Origin of the sequence: Brevundimonas vesicularis (assembly GCF_027886425.1) — a bacterium.
GTDB lineage: Bacteria > Pseudomonadota > Alphaproteobacteria > Caulobacterales > Caulobacteraceae > Brevundimonas > Brevundimonas vesicularis_C.
The window spans coordinates 47,749-61,197 of the sequence record NZ_CP115671.1; the positions used below are offsets into that span (position 1 = coordinate 47,749).

Annotated in this window: 11 protein-coding genes; 6 read left to right on the forward strand and 5 right to left on the reverse strand. The window is 67.7% G+C overall.

Going from position 1 to position 13,449, the window contains the following annotated elements:
- Positions 1-10 precede the first annotated feature (10 nt).
- Together PFY01_RS00215 and PFY01_RS00220 are read left to right on the forward strand one after the other, a co-directional pair.
- Complete coding sequence (locus tag PFY01_RS00215; RefSeq protein ID WP_017505646.1) at positions 11-388, forward strand: response regulator; 378 nt, start codon at positions 11-13, stop codon at positions 386-388.
- On the forward strand, positions 385-1,200 hold the full coding sequence (locus tag PFY01_RS00220; protein WP_271041966.1) for a CheR family methyltransferase: 816 nt from the start codon (positions 385-387) through the stop codon (positions 1,198-1,200). Before PFY01_RS00215 ends, PFY01_RS00220 begins: the two co-directional genes overlap by 4 nt.
- Before the next feature lie 21 nt (positions 1,201-1,221).
- Here PFY01_RS00220 and cckA read toward each other — a convergent pair whose 3' ends face one another.
- The 4 genes from cckA to fliQ are packed head-to-tail and all read right to left on the reverse strand — an operon-like array spanning position 1,222 to position 5,430.
- Positions 1,222-3,273, reverse strand: coding sequence for a cell cycle histidine kinase CckA (gene cckA, locus PFY01_RS00225; protein ID WP_271041967.1), 2,052 nt, complete (start codon positions 3,271-3,273; stop codon positions 1,222-1,224).
- A gap of 51 nt (positions 3,274-3,324) precedes the next feature.
- Positions 3,325-4,401, reverse strand: coding sequence for a flagellar biosynthesis protein FlhB (gene flhB / locus PFY01_RS00230; RefSeq protein ID WP_271041968.1), 1,077 nt, complete (start codon positions 4,399-4,401; stop codon positions 3,325-3,327).
- Positions 4,394-5,167 (reverse strand): flagellar biosynthetic protein FliR, encoded by a 774-nt coding sequence (fliR, locus tag PFY01_RS00235; RefSeq protein ID WP_066629549.1) that lies wholly within the window; start codon positions 5,165-5,167, stop codon positions 4,394-4,396. Before fliR ends, flhB begins: the two co-directional genes overlap by 8 nt.
- Complete coding sequence (gene fliQ, locus PFY01_RS00240; RefSeq protein ID WP_017505641.1) at positions 5,167-5,430, reverse strand: flagellar biosynthesis protein FliQ; 264 nt, start codon at positions 5,428-5,430, stop codon at positions 5,167-5,169. Before fliQ ends, fliR begins: the two co-directional genes overlap by 1 nt.
- Positions 5,431-5,729: 299 nt before the next feature.
- Here fliQ and folE point away from each other — a divergent pair, with 299 nt between their 5' ends.
- From folE to PFY01_RS00260, 4 genes are all read left to right on the forward strand, one after another.
- Positions 5,730-6,314 (forward strand): GTP cyclohydrolase I FolE, encoded by a 585-nt coding sequence (gene folE, locus PFY01_RS00245; RefSeq protein WP_055806832.1) that lies wholly within the window; start codon positions 5,730-5,732, stop codon positions 6,312-6,314.
- Positions 6,315-6,377: 63 nt separating this feature from the next.
- Positions 6,378-7,535 (forward strand): acyltransferase family protein, encoded by a 1,158-nt coding sequence (locus PFY01_RS00250; RefSeq protein WP_271041969.1) that lies wholly within the window; start codon positions 6,378-6,380, stop codon positions 7,533-7,535.
- 158 nt (positions 7,536-7,693) lie between these two features.
- The gene (locus PFY01_RS00255) at positions 7,694-9,367 is read left to right on the forward strand and encodes an MFS transporter (protein ID WP_271041970.1); all 1,674 of its coding nucleotides are present in this window, start codon (positions 7,694-7,696) and stop codon (positions 9,365-9,367) included.
- Positions 9,368-9,457: 90 nt separating this feature from the next.
- Positions 9,458-12,823, forward strand: a complete 3,366-nt coding sequence (locus tag PFY01_RS00260; RefSeq protein WP_271041971.1) for a PAS-domain containing protein — start codon at positions 9,458-9,460, stop codon at positions 12,821-12,823.
- On the opposite strand, the gene PFY01_RS00265 is transcribed toward PFY01_RS00260, so the two are convergent.
- Positions 12,820-13,428, reverse strand: a complete 609-nt coding sequence (locus tag PFY01_RS00265; protein ID WP_161640064.1) for a response regulator transcription factor — start codon at positions 13,426-13,428, stop codon at positions 12,820-12,822. The two genes, PFY01_RS00260 and PFY01_RS00265, sit on opposite strands and share 4 nt — an antisense overlap.
- Positions 13,429-13,449: the final 21 nt, after the last annotated feature.

A 13,449-nucleotide genomic window follows, 5' to 3' on the forward strand; every position in this document is an offset into this window, starting at 1 on the left:
GGGATCGACCTTGGACTTCCGAACCTGCCTGATCGTCGACGACAGCCGCATCATCCGCAAGGTTGCGCGCCGCATCGTCGAGGGCCTGGGCTATGAGGTCGATGAGGCGGCGGACGGTTCCGAGGCCCTGGCCTATTGCACCGGCGCCATGCCTGACGTCCTGCTGGTGGACTGGAACATGCCCGTGATGGACGGCATCACCTTCCTGCGTCGCTTGCGCGCCATGCCGGGCGGCAAGCAACCCAAGGTGCTGTTCTGCACGATCGAGACCCGCCCCGAGCGGATCGCCGAAGCCCTGGCCGCCGGCGCCGACGACTATGTGATGAAGCCGTTCGACGGCGAAATCCTGCAGTCCAAGCTGACGGAGGTCGGAGCGATCGCCGCATGACGCCTGAGGACTTCGACAAGCTGCAGTCCCTTCTCGCCACCCGAGCCGGCTATCGGCTGTCGCGGGATCGCATCCACCTGGCCGAACACCGGCTGGGTCCGATCGCGCGGCGTGAGGGCTACGCCAATGTCGAGGCTCTGCTGACGAACCTGTGGGCCAATCCGGTCGCCTCGCTGGCCTGGTCGGTGATCGAGGCCCTGCTGAACGCCGAGACCTGGTTCCGTCGCGACCGCACCCCTTTCCGCATTCTCGAAACCGAACTGCTGCCGGCCCTGTCCAAGGCGCGGCGCGACGGGCGGATCAAGATCTGGTCGGCCGGCTGCTCGACCGGCCAGGAGGCCTGGTCCATCGCCATGACGGCCAGGGAGATCGGCGTCGATGTCGATCTGGTCGCCACCGACCTGTCGCAGCGCGCGATCGAGAAGGCGCGCTCGGGCCTCTACACCGGCTTCGAGATCCAGCGCGGGCTTACGGCCAAGACCATGCTGCGCTGGTTCGAACCGCGAGAAGACCAGTGGATCGTCAAGGCCGAACTGGCCGACGCCGTGCGTTTCGGTCGCGCCAACCTGCTGGACGAACCGACCGATGACGCACGTTTCGACGTCATCTTCTGCCGCAATGTGATGACCGATATGGAGCCGTCACGACGCGCGCGTCTTCTCGACGGACTGGAACGCCGCCTGGTCGATGACGGCTGCCTGCTTCTGGGCGTGGACGAAAGTCTGGAAGGCGAGACGGTCGCCTTCCGCGCCGTGAACGGCCGCCGGGGCCTGTATGTAAAGGCGCCGTCCGCGCTTCGCCGCGCCGCCTGAACCCGCTCGTCATGCGGGCGATCAGCCCGCGTGCAGCTCCTGCTTCACACGCTCCGCCAGCGTCTTGATGTCCAGCGGCTTGGGCAGGAAGGACACACCCGTCTCGTCCTGCAGCAGGTCCGAGAAATCGCTCTCGGCATAGCCCGAGATGAACATGACCGGCGCGTCGCCCAGATATTTGCGCGCCTTCTTCAGCAAGGACGGCCCGTCCAGCCCCGGCATGATGACGTCCGAGATCATCATGTCGATCTGGCCGGCATGTTCCTCGGCCAGCAACAGGGCCTCCTCGCCGTCGGCGGCCTCGATGACCTCGTAGCCGCGCTGACGCAGGAGCCGGGCGGCGATGCCGCGCACGGCGTCCTCGTCCTCGACGAACAGGATGCGGCCGGCGCCCGACAGGTCGCGCGGCGCCTTAGCCTTGACCTCGACCGGCTGAACCTCGGCCAGCTCCGCCTCGCCCGCCGCCGGCAGGAAGATCCGGAAGGCGGCTCCAGCCCCCTCGATATTGCTGACGGTGATATGGCCGCCCGCCTGCTGCACGATGCCATAAACGGTGGCCAGGCCCATGCCGGTGCCCTCGTTCACCGCCTTGGTGGTGAAGAAGGGTTCGAAGATCTTGTCCGCCAGTTCGGGCGGCACGCCGGGTCCGGTGTCCGACACCTCGATCAGGGCCACCTCGTCCGTCGGCGCATCGACCCAACCCAGGGCCCGCGCCTCGTCGCCCGTCAGGCGGCGCGTGGCGATGGTGACGACGCCGGCGCCCGGCTCGACCACGCCGCGCATGGCGTCGCGCGCATTGACGGCCAGGTTCATCACCGCCGTCTCCAGCTGAGACTTGTCGGCCAGCACGACTGGCAGGTCGCGTCCGTAGTCGGTCTCCAGCCGGACGTCCTCGCGCAGCAGCCGCCGCAGCAGGATGGCGAACTCGCCGACCAGTTCGCCCAGGTCCAGCCGCTCGCGCCGCACCGTCGATTTGCGCGAGAAGGCCAGCAGCTTGCGCACCAGATCGGCCGCGCGAATGGCCGTCTGACGGATCTCGTTCAGGCCCTCGTACGACGGATCGCCCACCGGGTGCCGTTCCAGCAAACCCGACAGCTGAAGCTGGATCGCCGTCAGCAGATTGTTGAAATCGTGCGCCACGCCGCCGGCCAGCTGGCCCACGGCCTGCATCTTCTGGGCCTGGTTGAGCTGCAGCTCCATCGACTTCTGGCCCGAGACGTCGAACAGCCAGATGCGCCGCTTATCACCCTCGGGCGCCACATACAGATGCAGCATCTTGTCGGGATAGGCCCGCGCGACCAGTTCGATCGGTCCCGACGATCCGCCCGCCAGCTTCAGCCGCGCCTCGGCGATGCCGCCCGGATCGAACAGATGACCAAAGGCTGCATCGCGCGCCGCCCCCGGTCCGGTCAGGACCGCCAGCGCCGGATTGGCCTCTTCAGCCCGGCCTGAAAACAGATCGTCGCCGCCGATCACGGCCGAGCCGAACGGCGCCCCGGCAGCCATGGCTCGCGCCTCGCCGGTCGCCGCGGCGGCGGGCGCGTGAACGGGCGCGGCGGCGATGGGCAGGACGGCGTCCGGCGCAGCGCGCATCAGGAACCGTCCCTCGCCCGTCTTGCCATCGCCGATCTGGCCGATGACAACCTCGACCTCGCGCTGTCCGATCATGACGATGGCGCGGCCCGGCTCGCCTTTGCGCGCCTGGGCGAAGGCCATGTACAGCGCCTGGGCCGACTTGCCGCGCGGCAGAGCGCCGGTCGCGCCATTGGCCTCGGACCAGGCGGCGTTGAAGGCCAGGATCTGTCCTGAATCCCAGACCAGCGCCGCCGGTTCGGCCATGGCGTCCAGCACCTCGATGGCCGCATCGCTGCTCGGCTTGGCGTCCGCCGCCCGGCGGAAGCCGAACAGACCGATCAGGGCGATCGCGCCCACGGTCAGGATCAGCACCAGTCCCGGCGCCGAGGTCGGGTTGGCGCGAAACGCCGGATAGGCCAACGCCGCAATCGCCGCCACGACGCCGAACGCCATCACGCCGGACAACAGGTCGAACGAAGGGCGGCGGGTGGACGTCATACAGCCTCGCGAATCAGTGTTGCGATCATACGCCCAAATCCTGACGCCGCCTTACCGGCGCTTACGGGACTGGAAGACGAAGCCGATGATCTTGGCGGCGGCGTCGAAATGTTCGCGCGGAATGACCTCGTCCACCTCGACGGTGGCGTACAGGGCGCGCGCCAGCGGCACGTTCTCGACGATCGGCACGCCGTGCTCGGTCGCCACTTCGCGGATGCGCAGGGCCAGGGCGTCGACGCCCTTGGCCACGCAGATCGGCGCCCCGTCGCCCTGATCCGGCTCATAGCGCAGGGCGACCGAGTAGTGGGTCGGGTTGGTCACGATGACGGTGGCCTTGGGCACATTGGCCATCATCCGCTGGCGGCTGCGCTGCATGCGGATCTGCTTCAGCTTGGCCTTGATGTGCGGGTCGCCTTCGGACTGTTTGAAGTCTTCCTTCAGCTCTTCCTTGGTCATCCGCATCCGCTTGGCGAAGCGCATCTTCTGCCAGATGAAGTCGGCTCCGGCCGTGGCGCCCAGCAGGATGATCGAGGCCACGAACAGCGAGATCGCCATGTCGCGCGCCAGCGGCAGGATCGCCAGCGGGCTAATTGAGGCCATGTTCTCGAACTCGCGCAGGTGCGGCTTCAACACCATCCAGCACACGACGCAGACGGCGATCAGCTTCAGGAAGGTCTTGACGAACTGCGCCAGGCCGTCGGGGCCGAAGATGCGCTTGAACCCCTGCATCGGGCTGACCGCCGACCATTTGGGCTTCAGCTTTTCGGTGGTGAAGATCAGGCCGGACTGGGCGACATTGCCCCCGACCCCGCCCAGGATGGTCGCCAGCATGACGGCTCCCAGAAAGGGCGCCACGGCCCAGACGGCGCGCACCATGATCTGGTTTCCGGCGCCCGAGTTCAGCACCCCCAGCATCTCGTGCGGCGCGGCGATGAAGGGCAGCATCTGTTCGGCGATGGACGAGGCGAACCAGCCTCCCCCCATCAGGATCACCGCCGCCGCTCCCGCCAGCGACAGCACCTGGGCGACGTCGGGCGACTTGGCCGCATCGCCCTTCTTTCGGGCGTCCTCAAGCTTTCGCGGGGTCGCCTCTTCGGTTTTCGACTCGGGATCCGCGCCTTCAGCCACCAGGGCCTCCCAGCACGAAATACTCCGCCAGACGGCGGTAGCGGTCGATGAAGAGGGTGCCCAGCGCACCCAGACTCAGCGCGAAGATCGACAGGCCCAGGATCACGCTCAAGGGCGCGGCGGCGAAATAGACCTGGAACGACGGCATGACCCGCGCCACCAGGCCGGACGCCAGGTTGAAGATCAAGGCGAAGACCAGCACCGGCGCCGACAACTGCACGCCCAACAGGAAGCTGTCGCCCAAGGTTCGCACAGCCATCTGGGTGAAGTCGGCCATCATCAGCGGCTGGGCCGGCGAGATCAGCCGATACGATCCCACCATGCCGGCGATGAACAAGTGGTGGGTGTCGGTGGCGAACAGCAGCGTCACCCCCAGCAGGGCCAGAAAGGCGGCGATGGTCGAGCCCGGCTGGGCCTGCATCGGATTGGCGGTCTGGGCGAAGCTCAGCGTCGTCTGCAGCGACACGATCTCGCCCGCCGTCGCCAGGGCGCTCATGAACATGCGTAGCAAAAGGCCGATCATCAGGCCCACGACCACCTCGCGGATGATCCACCCGACCATCAGCCCCATACTGTCCGGCAGGCCCGGCAGCGAACCGCGCACCACCGGCCACAGCGCCAGACTGATGACCAGCGCCAGCGACAGTCGCACGCGCGGGGGCACATAGGCCTCGCCAAAGCCGGGGATCAGCATCAGGATCGCCGCGATCCGGGCGAAGATCAGCCCCCCGGCCCAGACCTGATCAGCGGTCGCATAAGCGTCCACTACATCCCCGCGATGCGGGCCGCGATCTGGCGCATGAAGCCGCCCAACAGGGCGCCCATCAGCGGCAGGAACAGGATCAGCGAAACGAAGATGGCGATGATCTTGGGCGCATAGATCAGGGTCTGTTCCTGGATCTGCGTCAGGGCCTGAAACAGGCCGATCACCACGCCGACGACCAGGCCGACCAGCAGCACCGGCAGGCACAGCTGGATCGTCAGCCAGATGGCGTCGCGCCCGACGTCCAGAACTTCCGCGCCGTTCATCGGCCCACTCCAGCAACTACTGGGCAGAAAATGCCGACAGGATGGTTAACAGGCCGCTAACCACACGCGTCTTCGTCTAGACCTGACCCGCGGAAAAATCTCGCGTGCGGCCTTGAACGGCGCCGCTTCGATGCCGACGTCCCCGCCTTCGCCTTGGGGAGCGCCATCCATTCGATTTCAGACGAATTAGACGAATTAGACTCTCTTTTTTTGACTTCGCCGTCTGAACGCGCGCCTGCCTCGTAATGGGGCCGATCTTCGCCTCCCCTTCCCTCAAATGCTCCGCTATCTAGGCCGCCATGACAGACGCCCCCGCCTCCAAAGTCTCCCAGGCCGACGCCGAAGCCGCCGTCCGCACCCTGATCGAATGGGCCGGCGACAACCCGGACCGCGAAGGTCTGCTGGAAACCCCCGCCCGCGTCGCCAAGAGCTACCGCGAGCTTTTCCAGGGCTATGAGGTCGATCCCCTCTCCTATCTGGAGAAGACCTTCGAAGAGACGGGAGGCTACGACCAGTTGGTCGTGCTGAAGGACATCCGCTTCGTCAGCTTCTGCGAGCACCATATGCTGCCGGTCGTGGGCAAGGCGCACGTCGCCTATCTGCCGACGGACCGCGTCGTCGGCATCTCCAAACTGGCTCGGGTCGTGCGCGGCTTCGCCCGCCGCCTTCAGATCCAGGAAAAGATGACCTCCGAGATCGCCGAAGCCATCCAGACCGTGCTGAAGCCGCACGGCGTCGGCGTGGTAATCGAGGCCGAGCACAGCTGCATGACCCTGCGCGGCGTCAATGCGCCGGGCGCCAGCCTGTCGACCAGCCACCTGATCGGCGTCGTCCGCGACGACCCCCGCACCCGCGAGGAGTTTCTGCGTCTGGTGCGGGGCTGATGTTCGCCTGACAGGCGAACTGGCCCGACGCTTGCGGTAAAGGGATCAAAGGAGGCGCTGACGATGCCCTGGTCCCTGATTTCGACCCGCAATGAGACAGTTCAGATCGCGCGCGGCGGCTGGCTGGACGCGCTGCGTTTCATCGTGGCCTTCCTGATCATCCTGCATCACTTCCAGGCCGCCGGTCCCGAGCCGCTCGCCCACCTGATCAATCCGATCTTCGAACGCGGCGGCTTCCTGCTGACCAACTTCTTCCTGATCGACAGCGGCTATGTGCTGATGCGCGTCTATGGCGCGGCGGTGGACAAGGGTCGGATGTCGCCCGGCGACTTCTTCCTGAAGCGGTTCCTGCGTGTCGTGCCCGCCCACCTGATCATGGGTTTGTCGCTGGTCGCCTTCGTGCTGCTGGCCACCGCCGCCGGCTCGCCGCCCCGCAATCCCGAATGGTTCGCCTGGGATCAGCTGCCGGCCCAGCTGCTGCTGCTGCAATCCTATGGCGTGCACGGCGGACTGGGCTGGAACGCCCCGACCTGGTCGATCTCGGCCCTGATCGGCTGCTATCTGGCCTTCCCCTGGATCATTCGCGGCCTGATGCGGCTGGGTCCTTGGTCGGCCCTGGCCGTCGGCGTCGGCGTCTATCTGGTCGCCAACCAGCTGTGCTGGTCGTTCCTAGGCTATCCCGTCTATCAGATGCCCATGCGCTACGGCATCATCCGCGCCTTGCCGCTGTTCTTCCTGGGCATGTGCCTGGCCTGGTTCGCCCAGAAGGTTTGGATCGCCCCGCGCCTGGCCGGCTGGGCCGGGGTGCTCGCCGCCGTCGGCTTCTTCGCGCTTCAACTTCACGACAAGCACGCCCTCGTCGCCCTGACCCTGATCTCGATCATCATCCTGGCCGCCGGCGCCGTGCCTGTAACCAAGCCCTCGAAGTGGGTCGAAACCGCCGCCATGGTCTCCTTCTCGATGTTCATCTCCAACGAGGTGGTCCGCATCGTCTGGTTCGGCGTGGTCAATGCGGTCGAGGCGCGCATCGCCTTGCCCCTCTTCGTTCAATGGGGCCTGTGGGGCCTGGGCGTCATGGCGGCGGTCGCCTTCGCCTTCGCCTTCCACTTCGCGATCGACAATCCGATCCAGACCCGCATCCGCGCCTGGCTGAAGCGTCGCAGCGCCCGGCGCGGCAAGGCGCAACCCAAGCTCGGCCCGGTCATCTCCATCGACGGCTGATCGCCAGCGATCCTCGACCCCAAGGTCGCCTTGGCGACCGACGATCCTCGACCAAAGTCGCTCTCTCCACCCGCCCCGCTCTCGGTCAATGTCGGCGTCCACGCATCCTGAAGGATGTGCAGAACGGCCGATAACGGCGACACGGGAGGAAATGGATCATGGCAACCGACGCACCCCTTGCGTCCGGAGGAGAGGAGCACACCGTCGATCGCAGCGATCGTCTGGTCATCCTCGCCTCATCGGTCGGCACCGTCATCGAGTGGTACGACTTCTATCTCTACGGCTCACTGGCGGCGATCATCACCGTCCAGTTCTTCTCCGGCGTCAACGAAACCACCGGCTACATCTTCGCCCTGATGGCCTTCGCCGCCGGCTTTGCGGTGCGGCCCTTCGGCGCCATCGTCTTCGGGCGGCTGGGCGATCTTTGGGGGCGCAAGAACACCTTCCTCGTCACCATGCTGCTGATGGGTCTGTCGACCTTCGTCGTCGGCCTGTTGCCGCCCTATGCGGTCATCGGCATCGCCGCGCCCATCATCCTAGTGCTGATGCGCCTGATCCAGGGCCTGGCCCTGGGCGGTGAATACGGCGGCGCCGCCACCTACGTCGCCGAGCACGCCCCGCAGGGCAAGCGCGGCTTCTACACCTCCTTCATTCAGATCACGGCGACCGCCGGCCTGGTGCTGAGCCTCGTGGTGATCCTGAGCGTCCGCCTTGCGGTCGGCGAAGAGGCCTTCGCCGCCTGGGGCTGGCGCATTCCGTTCCTGGTCTCGATCCTGCTCTTGGGCGTCTCCCTGTGGATCCGCCTGAAGCTGGCCGAAAGCCCGTCGTTCAAGAAGATGAAGGCCGAGGGCAAGGGCTCCAAGACTCCGCTGAAGGACAGCTTCGGCAAATGGCCCAACCTGAAGATCGTGCTGATCGCCCTGTTGGGCCTGACCGCCGGCCAGGCCGTCATCTGGTACACCGGTCAGTTCTACGCCCTGTTCTTCCTGGAACGGGTCATGAAGGTCGACGCCACCCTGGTCTATGTGCTGCTGACCATCGCGCTTGTCGCCGCCTCGCCCTTCTTCATCTTCTGGGGCTGGCTGTCGGACAAGGTGGGCAGAAAGCCGATCATCCTGGCCGGCTGCCTGATCGCGGCCCTGACCTATTTCCCACTGTTCAACGCCCTGACCCAGGCCGCCAACCCGAAACTGGCCGCCGCCGCCGCCTCTGCGCCGGTCACGGTCTACGCCGATCCGGCCGACTGTAATCTCCAGTTCGATCCGGTGGGCAAGACGGTGTTCAACCACTCCTGCGACGTGGCCAAGTCCTATCTGGCCAAGGCGGGCGTGACCTACACCAATGTCGCGGCGCCTGCCGGAACGGTCGCCGAGGTCCGCATCGGCGATCAGGCCGTCATCCCCACCTTCCGGGGCGACGCCATGGCCCCGGCCGACTTCGCCGCCCAGAAGAAGACCTGGGACAAGAGCCTGGGCGAGGCCCTGACCGCCGCCGGCTATCCGGCCAAGGCCGACAGCGCCCTGGTCAACAAGCCGATGGTGGTGCTGATCCTGTTCATCCTCGGCTTCTATGTGACCATGGTCTACGGACCGATCGCGGCGGCCCTGGTCGAGATGTTCCCGACCAATATCCGCTACACCTCCATGTCCCTGCCCTATCACATCGGCAACGGCTGGTTCGGCGGCTTCCTGCCGACCACCGCCTTCGCCATCGTGGCGGCGACGGGCAACATCTACTCCGGCCTCTGGTACCCGATCGTGGTGGCTCTGGGGACGGTCGTTCTGGGCTTCCTGCTGGTCAAGGAAGGCAAGGACGTCGATCTGAACGCCTGATCCTGCTTTCAGGCGCAATGAGGGGCGGGTCGTCGCAAGACGGCCCGCCTTTCACTTGTGAAACACCCCGTGCCCGGTTCAGATGCCCCGATGTTCAGCCTGACGATCCTCGGCCTGGTCGCCGCCTATATGGCGGTGCTGTTCGCCGTCGCCTGGTCTCAGGAACGGCCGTCGGCGCGCGCGCGCGGCAAGGGGCTGGGGCCGTCGGTCTACGCCCTTTCGTTGGCCATCTACTGCACCTCATGGACCTACTATGGCGCGGTCGGCACGGCGGCGCGCGACGGGTGGGAGTATCTCCCCATCTACATCGGCCCGGTGATCGGCCTGACGTTGCTGTTTCCGCTGTGGCGCCGGATCGCGGCGGCCGCCCGGCGCGAGAACGTGGGCTCCATGGCCGACTTCGTCGCCTCGCGTTACGGCAAGAGCCAGACCCTGGGCGCGGCGGTCACCGTCGTCGCCATCCTGGGGTCGCTGCCCTATATCGCGCTGCAGCTGAAGTCGCTGTCGATGGCCGGCGCCCTGCTGACCGCCGGCACGCCGGTGGCGGGGTCCGAGGGTCTGACGGTCCTGGTGCTGGCCGGGGTTCTGGCCTTTTTCGCCATTCTGTTCGGCGCTCGTCGTCCCGACCTGACCGAGCACAATCGCGGCCTGATCCAGGCCATAGGCCTGGAGTCGATGGTCAAGCTGGGCGCCCTGCTGTTCGTCGCCGTCTTCGCCCTGGTCCTGCTGCTGAACGAAGGCTCGCCCCCGCGCATCATCGAGGGCCTGGGCGCCCTGGCCGCGCCGCCCGAGGTCACGCCGCGCTTCACCGCCATCACCCTGCTGTCGACCCTGGCGATCTTCTGCCTGCCGCGCCAGTTCCACGTCGCCTTCGTCGAAGGCGGTCAGCCGTCGGACGTAAAGCGGGCGCGGTGGATCTTTCCGCTCTATCTGCTGCTGACCAGTCTGGCGGTGCTGCCGCTCGTGGCGGCGGGCGCCCTGTTCGCGCCGTCTGTCAACCCGGACCTGCTGGTGCTGGCGCTTCCGTTCCAGCGGGGCGAGACCCTGCTGACGGCCGTGGTCTTCGTCGGCGGCTTCTCGGCCGCCACCGCCATGGTCATCGTCGAGGCCGTCGCCCTGTCGGCCATGGTGTCCAACAGCCTGATCCTACCCTTCCTGGCCCGCGAGCGTTGGCGGGTGCGCGGCGACGCCTCAGACATGGCGGGGACCATTCTTCAGGTCCGGCGGGGGGCCATCGTCGCGGTCCTCTTGCTGGCTTGGCTCTATTATCAGGCGACGGACCAGTCGCGCGGCCTGGCGGCCATGGGGCTGGTGTCCTTCGCGGCGATGGCCCAGCTGGCGCCGGCCCTGTTCGGCGCGGTCCTGTGGCGGGGCGGCCATGCGCAGGGGGCGCTGGCGGGCATGACGGTCGGGATGGGCGTCTGGATCGTCATGCTGGCGCTTCCCCAGCTGTCGCCCGGCGCGCCTTGGCACCTGCACGTCATGCTGGGGATAGGCGACCCGCTGGCGCTCGGCGTCTTCGTCAGCCTGGCGTTGAACCTGGCGGCCTATGTCGGCGTGTCGCGCTTTGCTCACCCCCGCCTGATCGACAGGGTCCAGGCCCGCGCCTTCGTGGATCGGCTGGGACCGGACTGGATGGAGGCCCGGCCTGCGCCGTCGGGCGCCTCGGTCGGCGATCTGCGCGCCCTGGTCGCCCGCTTCATCGGCGACGAACGGGCCGAGCGCGCCTTCACCGCCTGGGGCGATGAGACCGACACCAGGCTGCGCGACGCCGACCCAGCCGACGCGGCCCTGGCGCGCGCCGCCGAGCGGATGCTGGCCGGCGCCATCGGGGCGGCCTCGGCCCGGCGGGTCATCGCAGCGGCGCTGGCCGGCGTAGGGCGCGCGCCCGAGGACGTGGTGCGGATGCTGGACGAGGCGTCCCAGGCCGTTCAGTTCAACCGCGACCTGCTGCAGACCACGCTCGACAACATCGACCAGGGCGTGATCGTGGTGGACGAGGATCTGCGGGTCACCGCCTGGAATCGGCGCTATGTCGCCATGTTCGACCTGCCGGCCGGATTCGTCCACGTCGGCCTGCCCATCGCCGTCATCTATCGCCTCAACGCCGAGCGCGGCGAGAGCCCCGACGACATCGAGGCTTGGGTCGAGCGGCGGCTGGAGGCGCTGAGCCGCCGCATCCCCCACGACCACGAACGCCAGCAGCCCGACGGCCGGGTGCTGCGCTCCTCCGGCGCGCCGATTCCGGGCGGCGGCTACGCCACCAGCTACACCGACATCACCGCCCTGCGCCAAGCCGCGCGTGAGCTGGAAGAGGCCAACGAACGGCTGGAGGCGCGTGTTGCGGACCGCACCGCCCGACTGGACGAGGCCCGGCGTGTGGCCGAAGACGCCACGGCGTCCAAGACCCGGTTCCTGGCCGCCGCGAGCCACGACCTGCTGCAACCCCTGCACGCCGCCCGGCTGTTCATCGCCGCGCTAAAAGAAGAGCCGGCGCTGGAAGATGCGACCAGCCGCACCCTGGCCGTCAACGCGGACCGCGCCATCGACAGCGCCCACCGTCTGCTGACCGCCCTGCTGAACCTGTCCAAGCTGGAGGCCGGCGGCGTGCGGACCAATGTCGCGCGGCTGTCGCTGGGCGGCCTGTTCGACGAACTGCGCCGCGAGTTCGCGCCCGTGGCCGAGGCCAAAGGCCTGGCTCTGACCGTGATGTCCAGCGGCCTGTGGGTCGCGTCCGACCGTGATCTGCTGCGCTCCATGCTGCAAAATCTGGTGGCCAACGCGATCCGCTATACCGATGCCGGCCGGGTGTTGGTCGGGGCGCGTCGGCGGGGCGAGACGGTGCAACTGTTCGTTTGCGACACCGGACGCGGGATCCCCGACACCGAACACGAAACCGTCTTCGGCGAGTTCGTGCGTCTGCCGGGCGCTGTCGACGAACCGGGCGCTGGCCTGGGGCTGGCCATCGTGCGCCGCCTGTCCAGCCTGCTCGATCACCCGCTGGAGCTGAGTTCACGTTTGGGACGCGGCACGACCTTCCGGATCACCGTGCCGCGCAGCGCGGCCGACCTGCCCGCCGAGGCGCCGCCGGTGCGCGAGGCGCGCCTGCCGCTGGCGGGTCTGCGAGTGCTGTGCGTGGACAATGAGCCGGTGATCCTGGACGCGCTGAACGCCCTGCTCACCCGCTGGGGCGCGCGGCCGACACTGGTCACCAGCGTCGAGGCGGCCAAGGCGGCGCAAGGGCCGTTCGACGCCGCCGTGGTCGATCTGCATCTGGGCGATGGGCCCGAAGGGTTCGCCGTCATCGACTGGCTGAGGCCCCAGGGCGTGCGCCGCATCGCCCTGGTCACCGCCGACACCCGCGACGGGCTGAACGAACAGGCCACGGCGGCCGGCGCCGTCCTTCTGCCCAAGCCGATCAAGCCGGCGGCGCTGAAGGCCTTCCTGTCTAGTTAAGCCGGGTCCAGCGATTTGGCCAGGATCACCGCCTGGGTCCGGTTGTGAACACCCAGCTTTCGAAACACGCTGGTCAGATGCGCCTTGATGGTGGCTTCGGAGACGCCGAGGTCGAAGGCGATCTGCTTGTTCAGCCGGCCGGCCTTCAGCCCTTCCAGGATGCGCAGTTGCGACGGCGTCAGGCTGGCCACGCGGCCCGCCAGATCGTCGTCGGCCTCGGGCACATCCGGCGCCCAGCTGTCGCCGGCGAGAATGGCGGCGATCGCCTCGACCATCTGCGGCAGGGACGAAGACTTGGGAATAAAGCCGGCGGCGCCCAGACCCAGGGCGTGGCGCACCACCGGCGCGTCCTCACTGGCCGAGACCACCGCCACCGGCACGGTCGGCTGTTCGGCCCGCACGGCGGCGAGACCCGCCATGCCCTCGCTGTCCGACAGTTTCAGATCCAGCAGCAACAGATCGACGGGCCCCGCGACCATCGCGGCCCGGGCCTCGGCCAGGCTGGCGCATTCCACCACCTCCGCGCCCGGCGCCGCCTTGTCGACGGCCGAGCGCAGGGCGGCGCGAAACAGGGGATGGTCGTCGGCGACGACGATGCGATCCATGGGCTTCCTTCCGTGCGCGGC